This is a genomic window from Rhodococcus sp. NPDC003322, assembly GCF_053589555.1.
This window is the reverse complement of record NZ_JBSFSC010000002.1, coordinates 959,339-978,122: the sequence shown is the minus strand read 5'-3', so window position 1 is coordinate 978,122 and position 18,784 is coordinate 959,339. Positions and strand designations below refer to the sequence as shown.

18 protein-coding genes are annotated in these 18,784 nt (G+C 67.0%); all 18 read right to left on the bottom strand.

Annotation, left to right across the window (positions count from 1 at the left end; translation table 11 throughout):
* Positions 1–64 precede the first annotated feature (64 nt).
* Complete coding sequence (locus ACWDUM_RS10850) at positions 65–685, bottom strand: hypothetical protein (RefSeq protein ID WP_450133970.1); 621 nt, start codon at positions 683–685, stop codon at positions 65–67.
* A 60-nt stretch (positions 686–745) separates the two neighbouring features.
* Positions 746–1,705: an MlaD family protein gene (locus ACWDUM_RS10845; protein WP_450133969.1), complete on the bottom strand. Its 960-nt coding sequence runs from the start codon at positions 1,703–1,705 to the stop codon at positions 746–748.
* Positions 1,702–2,682, bottom strand: coding sequence for an MlaD family protein (locus ACWDUM_RS10840; RefSeq protein WP_450133968.1), 981 nt, complete (start codon positions 2,680–2,682; stop codon positions 1,702–1,704). Before ACWDUM_RS10840 ends, ACWDUM_RS10845 begins: the two co-directional genes overlap by 4 nt.
* Before the next feature lie 14 nt (positions 2,683–2,696).
* Positions 2,697–3,722: an MlaD family protein gene (locus ACWDUM_RS10835; RefSeq protein WP_450133967.1), complete on the bottom strand. Its 1,026-nt coding sequence runs from the start codon at positions 3,720–3,722 to the stop codon at positions 2,697–2,699.
* Between the two features lies 1 nt (position 3,723).
* Positions 3,724–4,743: an MlaD family protein gene (locus ACWDUM_RS10830; protein ID WP_450133966.1), complete on the bottom strand. Its 1,020-nt coding sequence runs from the start codon at positions 4,741–4,743 to the stop codon at positions 3,724–3,726.
* Positions 4,728–5,732 carry an MlaD family protein gene (locus ACWDUM_RS10825; RefSeq protein WP_450133965.1) on the bottom strand — a complete coding sequence of 335 codons (1,005 nt, stop codon included), beginning with the start codon at positions 5,730–5,732 and terminating at the stop codon, positions 4,728–4,730. The genes ACWDUM_RS10830 and ACWDUM_RS10825 overlap by 16 nt, the downstream gene beginning before the upstream one ends.
* Complete coding sequence (locus ACWDUM_RS10820; protein ID WP_450133964.1) at positions 5,729–6,739, bottom strand: Mce family protein; 1,011 nt, start codon at positions 6,737–6,739, stop codon at positions 5,729–5,731. The genes ACWDUM_RS10825 and ACWDUM_RS10820 overlap by 4 nt, the downstream gene beginning before the upstream one ends.
* A gap of 79 nt (positions 6,740–6,818) precedes the next feature.
* Positions 6,819–7,685, bottom strand: coding sequence for an MlaE family ABC transporter permease (locus ACWDUM_RS10815; protein ID WP_450112581.1), 867 nt, complete (start codon positions 7,683–7,685; stop codon positions 6,819–6,821).
* A complete protein-coding gene (locus ACWDUM_RS10810) occupies positions 7,685–8,581 on the bottom strand; it encodes an ABC transporter permease (RefSeq protein ID WP_450133963.1) in 897 nt (298 codons plus the stop codon). Before ACWDUM_RS10810 ends, ACWDUM_RS10815 begins: the two co-directional genes overlap by 1 nt.
* Entirely contained in the window at positions 8,578–9,591 is a 1,014-nt protein-coding gene (locus ACWDUM_RS10805; RefSeq protein WP_450133962.1) for an ABC transporter ATP-binding protein, read from the bottom strand. Before ACWDUM_RS10805 ends, ACWDUM_RS10810 begins: the two co-directional genes overlap by 4 nt.
* 231 nt (positions 9,592–9,822) lie before the next feature.
* Positions 9,823–11,481, bottom strand: a complete 1,659-nt coding sequence (locus ACWDUM_RS10800; RefSeq protein WP_450133961.1) for an FAD-dependent oxidoreductase — start codon at positions 11,479–11,481, stop codon at positions 9,823–9,825.
* Positions 11,482–11,717: 236 nt separating this feature from the next.
* Positions 11,718–12,356 (bottom strand): TetR/AcrR family transcriptional regulator, encoded by a 639-nt coding sequence (locus ACWDUM_RS10795; protein WP_450133960.1) that lies wholly within the window; start codon positions 12,354–12,356, stop codon positions 11,718–11,720.
* 84 nt (positions 12,357–12,440) lie between these two features.
* Positions 12,441–13,085: a TetR/AcrR family transcriptional regulator gene (locus tag ACWDUM_RS10790; RefSeq protein ID WP_450133959.1), complete on the bottom strand. Its 645-nt coding sequence runs from the start codon at positions 13,083–13,085 to the stop codon at positions 12,441–12,443.
* 240 nt (positions 13,086–13,325) lie between these two features.
* Positions 13,326–14,564, bottom strand: coding sequence for a cytochrome P450 (locus ACWDUM_RS10785; protein ID WP_450133958.1), 1,239 nt, complete (start codon positions 14,562–14,564; stop codon positions 13,326–13,328).
* Between the two features lie 28 nt (positions 14,565–14,592).
* Positions 14,593–14,844 (bottom strand): ferredoxin, encoded by a 252-nt coding sequence (locus ACWDUM_RS10780; RefSeq protein ID WP_450133957.1) that lies wholly within the window; start codon positions 14,842–14,844, stop codon positions 14,593–14,595.
* On the bottom strand, positions 14,841–15,716 hold the full coding sequence (locus ACWDUM_RS10775) for an SDR family NAD(P)-dependent oxidoreductase (RefSeq protein WP_450112574.1): 876 nt from the start codon (positions 15,714–15,716) through the stop codon (positions 14,841–14,843). The genes ACWDUM_RS10780 and ACWDUM_RS10775 overlap by 4 nt, the downstream gene beginning before the upstream one ends.
* Before the next feature lie 320 nt (positions 15,717–16,036).
* Positions 16,037–16,918 (bottom strand): sulfurtransferase, encoded by an 882-nt coding sequence (locus tag ACWDUM_RS10770; RefSeq protein WP_450133956.1) that lies wholly within the window; start codon positions 16,916–16,918, stop codon positions 16,037–16,039.
* 146 nt (positions 16,919–17,064) lie between these two features.
* Positions 17,065–18,420: an MFS transporter gene (locus tag ACWDUM_RS10765; protein WP_450133955.1), complete on the bottom strand. Its 1,356-nt coding sequence runs from the start codon at positions 18,418–18,420 to the stop codon at positions 17,065–17,067.
* Positions 18,421–18,784 lie beyond the last annotated feature (364 nt).

Below are 18,784 nucleotides of genomic sequence, written 5' to 3'. Positions count from 1 at the left end.
GACCATCACGGTCCACCCCGCCGCTTGTAGCGGTCCGTCCCTCAGGGAGCGGGTGTACCGCCCGTCATTTCGGTGTCGCGCCGGTCGTGCCCAGATCGGGTCCGACACCGCTGATCTCGGTGATCTTCCAGTCTTGCATGCTGTCGATGGTCAGCTGATAGGTCGCCGTCGACTGGATCCCCTCGGGCGCCTGCGCGTTCGACGTGAACACGCTGACGAAGCAGTCGACGGTGTAGATGCCGTCGCCGGTCGCCTCGGCCTTGGCCGTGATCGGCTGCGCGGTGGAGTTCCACTGCAGGGGAACGATGATCTGCTCCATCGACGTCGACGCCTGCGTGAGCCGCTGTTCCAGCTCGGGAGCCGTGCCCGCGGTGAGCCGCTGCTTCCAGCCGGCGAGGTCCTGGAAGTCCATCCGGGCCGCCCCTGTCGCGTAGTCGAGCGCCACCTGTTCGGCGTGTGCACGCGCGTCCGCGTCGGCGCGCATCGCGTCGAGCTCGGTGGAGGTGTCGTAGAGCTTCCAGCCTCCGAAACCGATCGCCGCCACGGCGACGGCGCCGAGGACGCCCGTTGCGATCGCCCGTGTCGGGTACCGGTTGTTGCGTGCGTGATCGTCGGCGGACGGCCGCGAGCCCGAGCCGTCCTCGTCGATCCGGTCCTGGTCCTGCAGCAGCGAGGTGTTCGACATGGTGGCCTCGTTTCCTTCCGTTGTCGTGGGGTCTGCGCGCACGGTGTCCGTGCGGCGGGGTCAGTTGCCGTCCGGTGTGACGTGCACGGTCAGCGCGTCGCCGGATTCCGTCGAGGCGAGGACGTTCTGGAGGAGCCGTCCGATGTCGACCGAGCGGATGGCGTTCGCCGCCTCGGTCACCGCCGGGAGCAGGTTCACTCCGAGGACGTTGAGATCGGACGCGGTTTCGTCGAGGAACGTCTGGAGTTCACCGATGAACGGGCTGGCGCCGTGAGCGATGCCCGCGTTGAGCGGACCGCGATCGGCCGCGAACCTGATGCCGGTGAGCAGATCCTGGAATCCGGACCCGAAAGCGGCGAGGTGCGGTGCCGCCTCGAGCATGCCCCGCGGGATCGGGCCGCTCTCGAGCAGCAGGGGCTGCAGTGTCCGCAGAACCGTGGTGAGGCTGTCGGAGCGCTGGGTGAGAGTGTCGGCCAGCTTCTGCCCCGCCCCGTTGATGTCGCTGTACACACGCGGGTCGTCGGGCAGAGCCACGTCGAGAGTGCGGAAGATCTGGCCGACCGCCTCCGGCTCCACCTGGGTGAGCAGGTTCGTCAGGCGCTCCGAGAGTTCCTCGAAGGTCGTCGGGACCACCACCCGGTCGGGTGCGACCACCGCGGCGTCCGGGAGGTACGGGGCACCCGCCGACCTCGGCCAGACCCCGAGCACGGGTTCGCCGAGTGCGGAGAGGTTGTCGACCCGGAAGGTGCTGTCCACCGGAATGGGATGGTCGCGGTCGTACTTCCACGCCACGTCGACCGAGTTCGCCGATGAGGTGATGTCGGTGATCTCACCGATCTCCACTCCCCGCAACAGGACCCGGGCGCCGACCACGAGACCGTTGGTGTCAGGAATCCCCACGGAGGCGGTGTTCACCTTCTCCGCCACGCCGGTGCGCAGGCCCGACTGGAACATGTACGTGAAGGACAGCGCGCCGATCGCGACCATCCCGAGGACCGACAGAACCGTCTTCCTGCTCATTTCACAGCTCCCAACATGCGCAGGATGTTCTCCGCGTCGGCCAGCGACCGACCGCCGTCCGAGGTCTCGACCGAGACGACGTCGACGGACGGATTGCCCGCGAACGGCACCAGCGTCGTTCGAAGGAACTCGGACAGTTGTGTGGCCGCCGACGGGGCACCGCTCAGAGAGGTGTCCGTCGTGTCGGCCAGGGACTCGAACATGGGGACGAGCCAGAGGCCGCCGGCGTAGAGACTGCCGACGGACGGCAGGATCTGCCCGATGTGCGAGACCACGTCGACGGCCAGCCGCCGCCAGTACTGGACGGTGGAGCCGTCGAAGATCGTCGCCAGCGACTCGGAGTTCTCGCCCAGAGTCACCGCGGTGGCGTTCATTCCGTCGAGCATGCGATCGATCTCGGCGGTGCGGGCACCGAGGTCGCGAAGGTCCGTCGAGACCACCGTGGCCAGGCTCCTGATCTCCGGCACCGCCGGCATCACGGCGTTGACCCTGGCCATCACGTCCTCGATGCGCGCGATGCTGCCGCCGTTCACGAACGTCGCCAGCACCGCCATGGTGTCCTCGATCTGCGGCGGCGAGACGGTGCGCTCCAGCGGCACCGAATCGCCGTCGGACAGATGGGCCGTCACCTGGGAGGCGGGATCACGGACCAACGCGACGTATGTGTCGCCCAGGAGGGTGTTCTGCCGGACGATCGCGTGGATGCTCACCGGGATCCGGGTGTCGTCCCGGATGCCTGCCGTGACGGCGACTCCGTTGCCCTCGACGGCGACGTCACGAACCTCTCCGACCCGGAGTCCGTCCATGATCACGTCCGCGCCGGCGGGCAGGTTCAGCGCGCTCTCGAACTCGAGCGAGATCTCGTAGCCGCTGCCGATTCCGCCGCGAACCGAGGGAAGGTCCTCGGGGCGGAGCGAACATGCCGACGCAGTCAGAACGAGCATCAGTGCCGCCGCCAGCTGCACTCTCCGGGCCACTTCACGTCTCCTGGTCACCGTCCCGCTCCCGTCCCGAGGACCTCACCCAGCAGGTTCGCCGGATCGATCCGGGCCCCGTCACCGATCTCGACCGTCGGCGGCGTGTACCGAATCGTCAGGCCGTTCGTCCCGATCGCCTGCTCGTCGAGCGCAGCGGTGAACGACGGAATCGATCCGGCCAGGCCGGACAGGTCGCCCGCACGTCCGGCCGCGAGAGCGATCGCGTCGGCCACCTGTCCGTGTACGAACGGCCAGATGTCGCCTCCATAGCGCGTCTGGATGTCGTAGAGCAGTGCAACGACCCAGCCGATGCCGACACAGACGTCGATGGTGCCGGGGAACAAGTCGATGCCTGCGGTGGCGATGTCGGGCAGCTGGCTCGCGATCGACGTGATGGCACCCCAGTCGGCGAGCGCCTGCTCGTTCAACGGGGCCATGGCACCGATCGCGGACCCGATGTTCGCGATCAGCGTGTCGGGGTCCTCCATTGCGCCGGCCGCACTCCGCATCATCTCCCTGGCCGGCTCGCCCTGCCATCGAAGTGCCTCCGAGACTCCCGCGATCGCACCTGCGACGGTGTCGCTGCCGTCTGGGGACAACGCCTTGAGGAAGTCCGCCGCGGACCCGACCACCTCGGAGATGGTCTTCGGCGTGTACCCCTGTTCGAGGGGAATGCACGACCCGGGTTCGAGCACGGGCCCGCTGGTGTAATTTCCGACCAGTTCCAGGCTCCGGTCCGCCAGAATCGACTTCGACCGCGTCACCGCCTTCACGTCCGCCGGAAACTTCCGGCCGACCTTCGTGGTGAAGGTGATCTCCACGTGGTCACCCTTCTCCACGATCGTGTCGATCGTTCCGACCTCGAACCCCATCTGGGTCACCGGGTTACCGGTGTAGAGACCGACCGAATCGGGCAACTGCGCGCAGTACGTCGCGGGCTCGGCCCCCGAGTCGGCCGAGGCCGTGGTGACGCCGGTGCCGATGCCGAGGGCGGCGACGGTCACCACCGAGACGGCCGTCCACTTCTTCACGTTGGTCACGTCAGCAGCTCCGTCCGGGGACGGGCATGCAGATGTCGGATGCCATGAGCGTTCCTCCGCCGATCGTGGCCATCCCCTCCGGGGTCAGCCAGTTGGCCAATTGGTCCCGCGCCGCGGTCAGTGCGTCGATCGACGGGCCCATCGTCGCGTTGAACTCCTCGATGGTCGCCCGCACCTGCGCGATCCCGCCGGCCAGATCCTCGCTGTGGTCGAGGTAGTACTCCGCGTACGGCGACACGGTCATCAGCACATATCCGAGCAACCGGTACGCCTCGTTGAAGCCCGCATGATTGGTGTTGTAGGTGGACAACACGATGTCCATCTTCCGGACGACGTCGAAGATCATGTCGCGGTTGGCATCGAAGGTGTTCAGATACTCCGACGCGAGTGCGGTGATGGTCCGGACCTGCTCGCGCTGCTGCTCCATCACCCGTGCGATGGAGGACATTCCGGAGATGACCGAGCCGACCGAGTCCGGATTCGACTGCAGCGCCTGGGCAACCTGCGCGAGATTCGCGTCGACGGTACCGCCGTCGACGTTGTCGGTGACGTTCGGAGCGGCCTGCAGGACGTCCCCGATCGAGTAGGGCACCGACACCTGTCCCGCCGGAATCGGATCGTCCCCCACGGGGGCGTCACCGACCGGGACGATGGTGATCGCGTATCCCCCGACCGGGGTGAGCATGCGCACGTCGATGCGGGAGTCCGCTCCGACCACGACGTCCTTCTCGATGTCCATCGTCACGCGCACCGAGTCCGCGCCGAGCGTCATGTCCGACACCGAGCCGACCGAGATTCCCGCGACCCGGACGTCCTGGCCCACGGAGATCGCGGACACGTCAGTGGTCTCGAACGAGACCTTGGTCCGTCCCGGTGGACGCAGGTACAGCACCGCGGTGGCGACGAGCGCCGCGGCGACGAGAACGGCGACCGCGGCACCGATCCGGAGATCGTTGTCGAACCAGGAGAACAGCCGACCGAACCGGCCGCGTGGAGTGCGGGCGTTCACCGGGCGCTGCATACGACCACCTCACTTCCGTTGAGTAGAACCTCGACGTCGGTGGGGAGCTGGGCGACACCGTTCGCGCACCCCTGCGCCCCCTCGCTCGCCGGCATCTGCATACCCGCGATGGATGCCGGGAGCAGACGGAACGCCTGCGCGGCCTCCTCGATCGAGCCGAACACCTGAGCGACCTGGTCCTCCACGTTCACGCCCGGCTCGAGGTGATACGCGTCGAGCAGCCTCTTGGTGGGCGTGAGGAAGTACGGGCCGTAACTCGCGGTCTTCGCGAACTCGTCGATCACGGTCATGGCGCTGGAAATCGGGTAGTCGACCGAACGGATGAACTCGACCACCGCGCCGGAGCGGCCGCCCATCGTGTCGGAGATGCGTGCCAGGTTGGCGGTGAGCGTCGAGATCACCTGTTCCCGGCTGGAGGCGAGATCGGCCAGCTTCTGGGCGTCGGCGAGCATCGGTTCCAGTCCCCCGCCGTCGCCCTGGAGGACGGCGATCGCGTTCTCCGAGAACCGGTTGATGTCCTCGGTGCTCATCGTCGCGAGCACCGGCTGCAGCCCGTTGAACAGCTCGGTGATGTCGAAGGACGGCCTGGTGCCGTCGAGACCGAGGCGCGACGTGGCCGGGGCGGACCCGTCACCGAAGTCGGCGTCGATGTACCGGACACCGGTGAGGTTCTGGTACTTGACCGACAGCACCGTGTCCCCGGTCAGCTCGTAGGGCTTCTCCATGGTGAACCGAACTTCGGCGATCGTCCCGGTGTCGCGGCGCACGAGCTCGATCGACTCGACCTTGCCGATCCGGACACCGCGGGTGCGGATGTCGCCATTGTCCCCCAGACCCGAGACGTCGGAGAACTCCGCCGTGTAGCTCCGGGTCTCCCCGGAGACCGGGCTACGCATCGCGGCGATCACCAGGACGAACAGGAACACCGAGACCACCACGGCCACAGCAAGTTTCACAACCGTTGCGACAAGCGCACCACGCGAGGTCATCGCACACCTCCTTCCGCGGACACGGTGGGCCCGAGCCCGAGCGCGGCGTTCATCGAGGGAAAGGCGTCGAGCACGACGCGCAGACGCAGACGCTTGCCACCCGGGACGTCGACGAAGGCCGAATCGAGCTTGCGGACCACGTCGCGAGCCGACTCCGGGGTCAATCCTCCGCTGCTCAGATGCGGGAAGACGTCCGAGAGTTCGGTGACCGACTGGATGAGCGGGGTGAGATCGTCACCGTGTGACGCCAGTAGGGCACCGGCCTGGCCGAACAGCTGGTCGCCCGCGAGCGCGAGGCCGGCGTCGGACTCGTCGAAGACGCCCTCGTCCACGCCGACGGAGCCGTCGGGCAGGCGATTGTAGGACGGGCTGTCATAGATGTTCATCAGCGATCGGATTGCCTGGTCACTGAATTCCGGTGCGGCTTCCAGTATGTCGTCGAACCTGGTCAGCAGGTCGGTCGGCAGTGCGTACTGGGTCTTGGCGACGCGGTCGGCGAGCAGCACACCGGTTTCCACCCACGGTGTGACCCCGCCGAGGTAGTGCACCGACTTGTCCAGCGACCTGATCATGTCGCTGGTGAGCGTGCCGTCGATCGTGGAGGATCCCTGCTCGATCATGGTCGACATCGTGAAGTCACCGCGCGGCGTCCGCTGCAGCTCCAGACCCGACTCGAGTTCGTTGCCCCCGTTCATCGCGACGAGGTTCACCGCGGAGGTGCCGAAGTAGTTCTCGGGACGGTAGTCGACCTCGAATGTATCGGTCAGCCCGTCGATCTGGCCCTCATCCAGGACCAGCTGCATCCGGACCGAATCGGAGGCGGTGCGGTCGAGCTCGATGACACGGCCCACCGTCTGCCCGTGCAGGACGACCTTCGTCCCGGCCGCGACACCGGGCCCCACGTACGGAACCTCGAGACCGACCTCGACGCCCTCCGGCGGCGTCAGGCGGGGATACAGCGTCACCCCGGCGATCGCAGCCGCGCACGCGAGCGCGAACACTCCCACACCGGTTCCGCTCAGCAGACGTGACTGATGCTCGGCGGAACCGCGGATAAAGTCTTGACTCCTCGAAATGCTCATGCCCTCATCCCTTGAACACCAGTTCCGGGCTCAGCCCCCAGATCACGACCGTCATCACGAAATTCATCACGACGATGGCGACGAGACTGGCTCGGATCGCGCGGCCCGACGCCGAACCGACGCCGGCCGGGCCGCCAGAGGCGAAATACCCGTAGTAGCAGTGGATCAGCGTGACGACACCACAGAAGATCAACACCTTCGCCACCGATGCCACCAGGTCGGGAATCGTCAGGAACTGCCCGAAGTAGTGGTCGTATGTGCCGGACGGCTGATCGTGGAAGGTTTTGACGACGATTCCGCCGGTCACGAAGCTCACCATCAGCGCCATCAGGTATCCGGGCAGCACCACCAGCATGCTGCCGATCAGCCGGGTGCCGACGACGAACGGAATGGCCTGCAGGCCGATCGATTCGGTGGCGTCGATCTCCTCGGAGATCCGCATCGCACCGATCTCCGCCGTCATTCGGCAACCCGCCTGCGCGGCGAACCCGATACCGGTGATGATGGGCGCGATGACCCGGACGTTGCCGAAGGACCCGATGATGCCGGTCAGCGCGCCGAAGCCGAGCAGGTCGAACGCCATGAACGCCTGGATCGCCACCACCGCGCCGACCGCGATGCCCAGGAAGAACATCAGGCTGATCACGCCGCCGTCGACGACGAGCGAGCCGTTGCCCCAGGCCATGTTGTTCATGGTCGTGACGGTCTGCTTCCGGTAGTGCCGAACGGTCTTGGGCAGCAGGCCGATCGTCTTGCCGACGAAGAGGGTGATCTGGCCGAGTTCCGCGGCCACGTTCCGGAGCGGGCCGGTCACCGTCGTGACCAGTGACGCCACCGGCGACCCGCGGTGCGCGGGTGTCCGGGTCGCCATCACGCCAGCCTCGCCGGGAAGAACATCATCTGCAGCTGGCTCACGAGCAGGTTCGTGGCGAAGATGCAGAAGACGCTGAGCACCACGGAGGCGTTGACCGCGTTGGCCACACCGGTCGGGCCTCCCTTGGCCTCGAGGCCCCGCAGACTCGCGATGATCACCACGGTCGCCGCGAACAGCAGGGACTTGAGCACCGAGAACGCGAGATCGGTCGGGGTGGCGAAGGCGCCGAACGACTGCCAGAAGCTACCGGGCACGACGTCGTTGACGTTGGCCGAGATCAACAGGCCCGCAGCGGCACCGGCCGCGATGATGATGATGCACAGCATCGGTGCTATGAGGATCATCGCGATGAAGCGGGGCACGACGAGACGCTGAACCGGGTCGATACCCATCACGCGGATCGCCTCGATCTCCTCGCGGATGGAGCGGGCACCCAGGTCCGACGCGATGGCCGAGGCCGCGGCGCCACTCATCAGCAGGCCTGCCGCCATCGGCGCGCCCTGCCCCACGACACCGAGACCACTCGCGGCGCCCGCGAGCGAGTTCGCACCGACCTGGTTCATGATGCCGCCGACCTGGACGGACACCTCGGCACCGATCGGCACCGCCATCAGCAGTGCCGGCAGGGCGGTCACCTTGAGCAACTTCCACATCTGCTCGACGACCTCCCCCACCGGCAGACGACCGGTGACGGTATCGGTCACGCAGTACCGGATCACGTTGCCGGCGAGGCGAGCGGACCGCCCGATCGTGGCGAGGCTCTGCGCCGGCCTGACCCGGAGGTACGCGCTCAGCCAGGCGAGTACCGCCCCGGCCCGCTGCCGGACACCGCTCTGCCTCCGCGGCTCCTCCGGCACGGTGGCCGGGGCGGGTGACGTCAACTGGATACTCATCGGGCCACCACCTCCAGGCGTTGCGTGGGCATGTCGTCCTCGAGGTCGTCACGGATTGCGCGCTGTGCTCGAACTGGAAGGGTGTGCAGAATCCGCCGAACCCGCATCCGCCGCCGGGCTACCGCGCGACGCTCCGGCATACCCGGAGTCGCCCTCATCTGCGGCACGATTCCGTCCAGTCCGTCGACGCCGCCCGCGTGGTGACCGGCATCGACCAGCGCCTGCTCGTGCGCCATCTGCGCCTCGTCCTTCTCCTCGGACATCCCGATCGGACCGATCATCGCTCCGCCCAGGAACTGCTTGACCACCGGCTCGTCCGACGTCAGCAGCACCTCACGGGGTCCGAACATCACCAGCTCACGCCGGAACAGCATTCCGATGTTGTCCGGCACCGTCCGGGCCAGGTTGATGTTGTGCGAGACGATGAGGATCGTCGCGTCGATCTCGGCGTTGATATCGATCAATGTCTGCGAGATATAGGTCGTACGAACGGGATCGAGGCCCGAGTCGGGCTCGTCCACCAGAATGATCTGCGGCTCGAGGACCAGTGCCCGCGCCAGCCCGGCGCGCTTGCGCATGCCGCCGGAGATCTCACCGGGAAGCTTGTCCTCCGCCCCGAGGAGACCGACGAGTTCGAGCTTCTCCATCACGATCTTCCGGACCTCGGACTCGGACTTGCGCGTGTGCTCCCGCAACGGGAATGCCACGTTGTCGTACAGGTTCATCGATCCGAACAGCGCGCCGTCCTGGAACAGCACCCCGAACAACTTGCGAATCTCGTACAGTTCCTTGGCCGAACACGTCATGATGTCCACGCCGTCGATCACGATGGATCCCTGCTCCGGTCGGAGCAGGCCGATCAGCGACTTGAGGAAGACCGACTTTCCCGTGCCCGATGGTCCGAGGAGCGCACTCACCTCACCAGCGGGCAACGTCATCGTCACGTCTCGCCAGATCTGCTGGGAGCCGAATGACTTGGTCAGACCCTCCACAGCAACTTCGATACCCACTCAAAAGCTCCTTCCCACCCCGTCAACCCTTGTGCACAACACATTCGATTCATGTGGACATACGTGCACGCCAGCAGAGCCTCGAGCGAAACGGTCCCTGTGACATGCACCAGCACGGTCACGGACGCCGTCTCACGGCCTCTCCGTCACCGTTCGTCCCCCCGAGGACGTTGTCGGGCAACACGAAGTCGCCCCGTTCATCACGCGCGGCGCACTGGGGCGCCGGCAGCCTCAGCCGATCGGTGAAGCCTGTCGACCGAGAGCGATGTCGACCATCTCCGAGCGATCGACGGCCTTGAGGCGAGGGCGTCCCACCTTCCGTCCGGCTTTCCGCTCGTGGGAATCCAGACGCTTCCAGCCGGCGAGGTCCAGCCTCTCGGGTTGCCGTTGCTCCACCAGGTCGGCGAACTGTTCGGAAGTTCCTTCCGGCACAGCCAGTTTGCCGGATGCGAAGTCAGCCACGATCTGCACCGCGGTGGCTTCCGAGCAGGCGCGATTCGATCCGATCACACCACTCGGCCCACGCTTGAGCCAGCCGGCCGTGTACACCCCACGCACCTGTCCGCCGGAGTCGGGATCGACGACGGCTCCGTTGCGGTTGGACAGCACCCCACGAGCGTGGTCGAAGGGCAATCCCTCGACGGGCCTGCCCATGAATCCCACGGACCTGATCACCAGATCGGCGGGAACGGTCTCGCTGCGGCCGGACGCCGAGATCCCGCCCTCGGCGGTTCGTTCGTTGACATCGATGCGGAGGCCCTCCGTACGGATGTCGCCGAGAATCCCGGTCGGTGATCCGAAGAACTGCAAGTGAATCCGGCGGTTGCCTGGAGTCGGCTGTGCCGCCGCGTAGCGGTTCAGGACGGACGCGCGGATCCGGGTGAGCTCGTCGTTCGCGTGAGCGGACTCGAACGAGTGCGAGGCCGTGACATCGACCCCGGCGAGGTTGCCCAGGCCCAGCAACTCGGGAGTGCTGAAGGCCGCGTGCTCGGGACCTCGCCGGCCCAGCACGACCACTTCCCGGATCCGGCTCGCCGCAAGGGCCTCGAGGGCGTGGGCGGCGATGTCCGTGCCGATCAGCCTGGCCACGTCACCGGCGAGCACCCGTGCGACGTCCAGGGCGACGTTGCCGTTGCCCACCACCACCGCGCGCTCCCCGGACAGATCGAAGGTGGCATCGGCATGATCGGGATGGCCGTTGTACCAGAGAACGAAGTCGCGCGCGGAGACGCTGCCGGGAAGGCCTTCCCCGGGAACACCGAGCGGGCGATCTCCGTTCGCACCCGATGCGTACACAACGGCGTGATGATGACGCAGCACCTCGTCATGCGTGACATGCACGCCCACTTCGGTGTTCAGGTGCACGGTGCATCCGCGCTTGCCGAGGGTACGGCCGAACAACGTCGCGATGCTCTTGGTGGCGGCGTGGTCGGGTGCGACTCCGTAGCGGACGAGCCCTCCGGGCGCGGGCAACCGTTCGAGGATGGTGATCTCGACGTCGAGTCCTCGGATCGTGTTCAGCGCGTCCACGACATAGCAGGCCGACGGGCCGCTTCCCACGACGGCGACCCGGAGTGGGCCGCTCGTCGCGGCCACGGTCACGGGTTCGACGACATCCGGTGCGGCCGACCCGGGCCGATCCGAGTAGTAGGCCGCGTTGATCGCGACGAAGGGTTCGAGTGCGGGCGTGACGTCCTCGGGCGGCACGATCGCGTCCACGGGGCACTCGTCCACGCATGCGCCGCAGTCGATGCACGCGTCCGGGTCGATGAACAGCATCTCTGTCCGGACGAATGCACGCTCGCGCGGGGACGGATGGATGCAGTCGACGGGACATACCGCGACGCAACTCGCGTCGTTGCAGCACGGTTGGGTGATCACGTGCGCCATGGTCGCTCCTGACGTTGTTGCCCGGATCTCGTATTCGCCGGCTGAACGCCGCGGGGAGAACTCGGTGTGCACTCGGAGAATCTGGTGGACATGCGTGTCTTTGCGGAGCCGTTCACGGCCCCGAACCTGCCCCGACAACAGGTTTACAAATAACAATCTGTGTCATACGTTACGGCATGTGATGCGGGACACGCAACAAGCACATCGCCGGGCGCGCGGGTCGGCCCGGCCGACCGTCACGCGCCCGGTTCCGGCCCCCGAGGTGCCGGATCTGCCACGATCCCGGGGAGCAGCAGCTTGGCCAGCATGCGTCGATGGTCGGGGTCACTCGCGGCACCGAAATCCATGCGCCCCACCAGGATCAGTTCGACGACGACGATCCACTCGGTGATCTCGCGGTTGGTCAGGCCGGGACGGATCTCGCCTCGCTCACGGGCGGCATCGAGTACCGGCGCCCACATTTCGTGTGTCAGTTGCGCCGCCAGTCCCGAGCTGCCGGTCAACGCGGTGTCCCAGCCCAGTTGTTCCGGGCCGACGATCAGGCGGATGAGCGGGTCCCTGCGCCCGCGGTCGACGAGTTGGGCGAGCCCCTCGACGAGTTGCTCGGCGAGGCCGTCGCAGCCGGCGAGGAAGGCGTGCGTCTCCGCGAACAGGCGCCGGGACCGGGCCGCGATGAGCGCCGAGACGAGGGCGTCACGGTCACGAAAGTACCGATAGAGGGCGGGGCGGGAGACGCCCGCCTCATTGGCGATGTCGTCCATCGTCGACTTGACCAAGCCGTACCGCTCGAATGCCGCCTCGGCGGCATCGAGAATCCGTGTGCGCGCTTCGTCCGCGTCCGTGCCGAGGACGCTCACCGCCCGTCGTCGTGCCATCTCCGTCACCTCCGGTCGAGACGAGTCGTCACCGAAACGGCGACCGGCCGGAGCCGGGGAGCGGCGACCGATTCCACGGTGCCCTCAACCGCACACCGCAGCCGGGCCGGCACTCGTGCGTGCCGGCTCGCGGACGATCGCGGGCAGCAGGAACCGGGTGAGCATGCGCCGATGCTCCGGATCCTCACTGTCACCGAAGTCATTACGCCCCATCAGGATCAGCTGCACCATCGTGATCCAGTCGCAGATCTCCTCGTCCGTCGTTCCGGGTCGGATCTCGCCCCGGTCGCGGGCCTCGTCGATGAGCGGTGACCACATCTCGGTGTTCAGCCGGGTCGCGAGACCCGACGTGCCGAGGAGGGCGGTGGCGGTGTCCATGTGTTCGGGGGTGACCAGCAACCGCATGATCGGGTCGCGCCGGCCACGGTCCACGAGGTGCACGATTCCGTCCACGACCTGCTCGCCGAACGTCGGCCGCTCGCGGAGAAACGCACGCGCCGTGTCGAACAGCCGGCGCGACCGCGCCTCCACGATGGCCGAGATCAGCGTGTCCCGGTCCCGGAAGTAGCGGTAGACCGTCGGCCTCGACACGCCCACCTCCTTGGCGACGTCGCCCATCGTGGCCTTGACGATTCCGTAGCGCTGGAAGACGGACTCGGCCGCGGTGAAGATCTGGGCACGCGCATCGTCCACGCTCTCACCCAGGACGCCGACGCGCCTGCGCGCCATTCGACCCTCCACTTCACCGGTTCGACACTGCCATGCGGCTCTGGAAAGGGTACCAGGGACAACTGCACCCTCGGCGCCGTAGGAGGCACGGGCGCAGCGTATCTCGGCCGCATCCACCCCATAGGAGTGTCCCGGCGTGGCCGCCCCCTTGCGGCCGCACCGGGACACCCGGGTGGCGTCCGGCCCCCTCTGCCGACCCCTACCCTGCGATGCTGGTCTTCTCCTGCCGGGCAGGCTCGCTCACACCGCCGGTGTGAACTGGATCGGAAGGCGCGCGCAGCCACGCACCTGGCTGCCGTGCAGGATCGGCGGATCCGCCTCCACGAGGCGGTAGTCCGGGATCCGCCGGTGCAGTTCCTCGAGAGCGATGGACAGTTCGATCCGCGCGAGGTGCGATCCGAGGCAGCGGTGCGCGCCCGAGCCGAACGAGAGGTGCCGATTCGGATGCCGTTCCAGCTGAAGGTCGTTCGGGTCATCGAACTCGCCCTCGTCCCGATTGGCGGAGCACAGCATCAGGATGAGCTGGTCACCCGCCTTGATCTGGACGCCGCCGAGTTCGACGTCGCGGGTGGCACACCGCCCCGGCACGACCGCCGCCTCGATTCGGAGGATCTCCTCGACCGCACTCGCGATCAGATCGTCGTTCTCGATCAGCTCCGCGCGCTGCTCCGGGTTGTTGTAGAGATGGATGACGGCCCAGGCGAGAGAGCCCTGCACCGTGTGCAGCCCGGCAATGAGGAGCAGGAAGAACATCCGGTTGAGTTCCTCGTCGGTCAGCAGCCGCTTGCCGTCCTCGAGCTCGACCTCGGTGTGGATCAGCGCCGAGGTGACGTCGTCACCCGGATTCTTCCGCCGCTCGTCGACGATCTTCTGGAAGTAGCCCAGCATCTCGAATCCGGCCATGGCCCGAGCCCGCTGCGACTCTTCTTCGGTTCCACCGGGTTTGCCGACGAGGATGGTGTCCGTTGCCGCGGTGAACATCGGGGCGTCCTCGACCGGCCAGTCCATCAGCGCCAGGAACACCCGGGTGGGCAGCTCGTGCGCGAACTCGCTGATGAACTCCGCTTCACCCTTCGCGGCGAAGCCGTCGATCAGCTCGTTGACCAGATCCCGGATCTGCTCGGTCAGCGCCTTCATCCGGTTGGGGGAGAACAGCGGCTGCAGGGCGAGTCGGTAGCCGGTGTGCTCCGGCGGGTCGAGCTCGATCGGAATGAACTTGCCCATGCCGCCCGGCCCGGTGACGAGGTTGTTCGGGTAGCTCGAGAAGGTCTCCGGATCGCGCAGGACCTCGTGAATCTCCCTGTAGTGCGTGACGATCCAGTGCCCACCGTGAGCGGTGGAGTACACGACCGGGCCCTTGCCGGCAAGCTCGGCGACGCGATCCTGGATCGTGTCGACCGGCGCGGTCAGGGCCGGGTCGTAGATGTCGAAGTCGACGACGAGATCGCTGGGCGCGTCGTCCAGAGTGGTGGTGGTCATGTCGTTCCTTCCTCGGAACTGGTTCTGATCAGACGGATTCGACGGTGAGGGCGCGTTCCGGACACACCTGCACGGCGGCCCGGGCGGCGTCGATCTCGGCGGCGGTTTCGAGCGGATCGCGCAGAATCACGGGATCACCCTGATCGTCGCAATCGAGCACCTCGGGATACCCGCCGTAACACAGGCCGTGACCGGCGCAGGCGGAGCGATCGACGTTCAGGCGTAATCCTGTCCCGCTTTCGCTGCTGTGGCCGGACGAGGCGGCGGTCGTTGCGGTCATGCGCCGTGGCCGTCTGTCGAGGGTTCCAGATCCTCCGGGAACCACATGCCGACGCGGGACAGTGTTCCGCCGTCGGTGGTCGGCAGCACGACACCCGACATGTAGGCAGAGTCGTCCGACACCATGAACAGGGCTGCTCGGGCGTTGTCGTCGAGTGACGGCGGACGGCCCAGCTTGAGCGGGATCGGCGAGACTCCCGGATCCCAGGGGCCGGCGACCTCCTCGTAGGACTTCCCGACGACCGGAGTGCCCTCCGGCGCGAGGAAGTTCGGCGACATGCCGTGGGTGGGCGCGATGGCATTGACGCGAATGCCGTACTTGCCCAGGTCCAGGCTCAGCCCGCGAACGAGCCCGTTCACGCCGGCTTTCGTCGCCGAATACATCGCGATGCTGTGGTAGGCCACCAGGGACGCGGCCGACGAGGTCGCGAGGATGACGCCGCCACCCTGCTTGCGCATCGTGGGAACGACGGCCTTCGCGGTGTAGAAGACACCGGAGAGGTTCACGCCGACCACATCCTGCCAGTCGGCGTCGGTGAGGTCCTCGAAGTCGACCTGCTCTCCTCCGGCCACGGACGGCACTCCGCCGCGAGAAACGATGCCGGCGTTGGCAAATGCGATGTCGACGGTACCGAACGCGTCGACTGTCGTCGCGACGGCGTCGGCGACCTGCTTCTCGCTCCGGACGTCCGCCGTGATCGCGATCGCGGTACCGCCCTGTTCCTCGACGAGCGCGACCGTGCCCTTGGCCCGTTCGGCATCGATGTCGACGACGGCGATCGTGGCGCCCTCGGAGGCGAACAGCTGCGAAGACCGCCGTCCGAGCCCGGACCCCGCGCCGGTGATGAGAGCGACCTTGCCGTTGAGTTTCATACGAGCTCCTTGTGTGAAAGGGAGTGCATGGTGAGCCACAGCGGTCGTTGCCGTGGAGAGATGTCGCCCGACCCGGGCGACCTGAAGACTCTGACCGGAGGTGTTCTTCTCGCGGCCTGTGACTGACGTTACAGCGAATGACAGCTGACGTCAATCGATTTTTGTCAGCAGCTCTCGTGGGGACGCCGGAGACAGCACTGAGCTCCCCGGGTGTGCACCGCATCCCGGGGAGCTCCTCGCGCTGTGTCCGTGCCCTGCGAATACGGCAGTGGGGCGGACCGTGACGGTCCGCCCCACTGCTGTCCGCGCCCTTCGCCGATTCAGGCGGTCGGCTCACCGACCTCGAGGGGCAGCGACTCGTCGGACACCCACTCGTTCATCGACCCGTCGTAGACGGCGACGTCCTCGCGGCCGAGCCGGGCGAGCTGGAAGGCGAGGAAGGTCGCGGCGATGCCGCCACCGCAGTAGGTGACCACCGACTTGTCCTCGTCGAGCGCACCCGCCTCGGCGAACTGCGGCCGGACCAGCTCCAGCCCGCCGACCCTGCCGTCCTCGGTGACCAGGTCGCCGAAGAAGACGTTGACGCTGTCCGGGATCCGGCCCGGACGCCCGTACCCGTAGGTGTCCACCTCGCCCCGGAACGTCTGCGGCTCCAGCGAGTTCACCAGTACGCCGGCCGGGTCCCCGATCCCGGCGAGGATGCTCTCCTTCGTCGCGAGCAGTTCGGGCCGGCGCTCACCGGAGAAGGATTCTGCCGGGTAGCTGTTACTCCCGCCCTGCTCGATCTCGTGCCCTGCGGCCTTCCAGGCACCGAGACCGCCGTCGAGGACCGATACCCGGTCGAAGCCCTCCAGCCGCAGGTTCCACCACAGCCGGGTCGCCCACAGGTTCCCGCCCTGGTCGTAGAGAACGACGTGGGTGTCCGGTCCGATGCCGAGGGCACCGGCCCGCTGCGCGAAGGTGTCGTGGTCGAGGCTGGTGAAGGCATACGGCGACTGCGTGTCGGCGAGGTCGCCGAACACGTCGGCGTGCGCGGCGCCGGGGATGTGCTCCGCCTCGTACGTCTCCCGCCCGGACGTGGTGAACGGTTCGCCCGCCTCGGTCTTCCCGTGCGAGATGCTGACGTCGTAGATCCGGATGTTCTGATCCGAACGGTGGGCGACCAGCCAGTCGGCGTCGACGAGCAGGGGGACGGTGGACATCGGGGTGCTCCAATCCTGCGCCACGGCAGCACCGGCCGTCGCGCGTCGAATATCTAGTTCCTTTAGGCCAGAGTATCGTCCCGACCGAGAACGGCACGGGTTCCGATCCCCGCGATCGGAACCCGTGCCGTGACGTCCGGGTGCGGCTACACCGGCAGAGTCTCGACGTCTCCGCCCGCCTCGAGCGATTCCGATCGCGTCCGCGAGAGTGCCGCCGCGACCAAGCCGAGGATCGCGATGCCGCAGAGCAGCAGGCTCAGCCAGGCGGTGGTGTCGTGGAAGGCCAGTGGCACCGCGACCACCGGCACGATGGCCGCGCCGAGGGCGTTACCGGTCTCCCGGCCGAGACCGAGTCCGCTGTAGGCGTGCCGGGTCTCGAACAGTTCGGTGACGTAGGCGCCCATCGGGCCGAAGATCGACGCGACCCCGATGCCGTTGCCCAGAGCGAGTACGAGCCAGAACACGGTTGCGGAGCCGTGGTTCGAGAGCAGCCAGAACGCGGGCCACGCGAAGACGGCGCTGTAGACGAAGCCGAAGATGATCACCGGCCGTCGGCCCATCCGATCCGAGAGGCCACCGAACAGCGGGATCAGCAGTGCGTTGGCGACCTGGGCAAGAATCAGGCCGATGAGGATGTCGGTCTTGCCCAGCCCAAGCTGGTTGGCGCCGAAAGTGCCCATGAACACGATGAAGAAGTAGCCGATGCCCGTCATGCCGATGGCCATCACCATCACGGCGAGCAGTGCCCGCGGCTGCTGGCGAATCACGTCGCGGACCGGAGTCCGAGCCGTGTCATCCGCGTTCTCGATTCGCCGGAACTCCGGTGTCTCCGGCAGCGACCGCCGCAGCCACAGCCCGTAGGCGAGGATCAAACCACTGAGCAGGAACGGAATCCGCCACCCCCAGTCGAGAAAGTCCTCCTTCGACAGCAGGGTCGACACCAGCAGCAGTGCACTGGTACCCAGGACGCCACCGAGCGCCGAACCCATACCCGGGAGTGAACCGAGCAGTCCCCGCTTGCGTTCCGGCGCGAACTCCACCGCAACCAGCGTCGCACCGCCGTACTCGGCGCTCGCGCCGATGCCCTGGAGGATCCGGAGGAACACCAGCAGGACGGGTGCGAGCCATCCGATCTGGGCGTATCCCGGCAGCACGCCGACAAGCATGGTGGCCGCGCCCATCAGCACAAGGGTCAGCACGAGAATTCGCTTGCGCCCGATACGGTCTCCGAGACTTCCGAGGACCACCCCGCCGATCGGGCGCACCAGGAAGCCGACCGCAAACGTGCCGACCGCCTGCAGGGTCCCCAGGAACGGGCTCGATCCGGAGAAGAACACGCTCGCGAAGACCACCGAGGCCGCAGAAGCGTAGAGGCTGAAATCGTAGTACTCGAGCAGGGTTCCGACGAAGGCGGCGCGGCTGGCCCGGCGCGAGTCCGCGGCGGAGCGCGCCCGGCTCGAGTCCGTGAGGTTTTCGGTGACTTCGGTTCTGGTCTCGGTCATGCACACCTCGATGTGTGTAAGGCCGGGCGATCACCCGGAATGTCCTGTGATGCGCAACACATTAACCAATAGTCATTAGATTTGTCTACGGAAGATTCTTGCGCTCGACTTGGCGCCAAATACGTGCAGCCACCAACTATTTCGATCGGCAGCTGAACTCCATTCGACATCCCAGCGAGCCCAGGCCGGACTCTCGCTCGTGACGCACGACGTGCGGGCCTGGTCGCAGGCCCGCTTGTTCGGGTCGAATCGGAACTCCGGCCGCGCAGGTGACGGCGGCATGATCGCGCCCGCAGCGGGGAGGCATGGTTCGAAGTTCCGTCACCAGCACGTGAATGCCGTTGCAGGTCTGCCGGTTCCACAA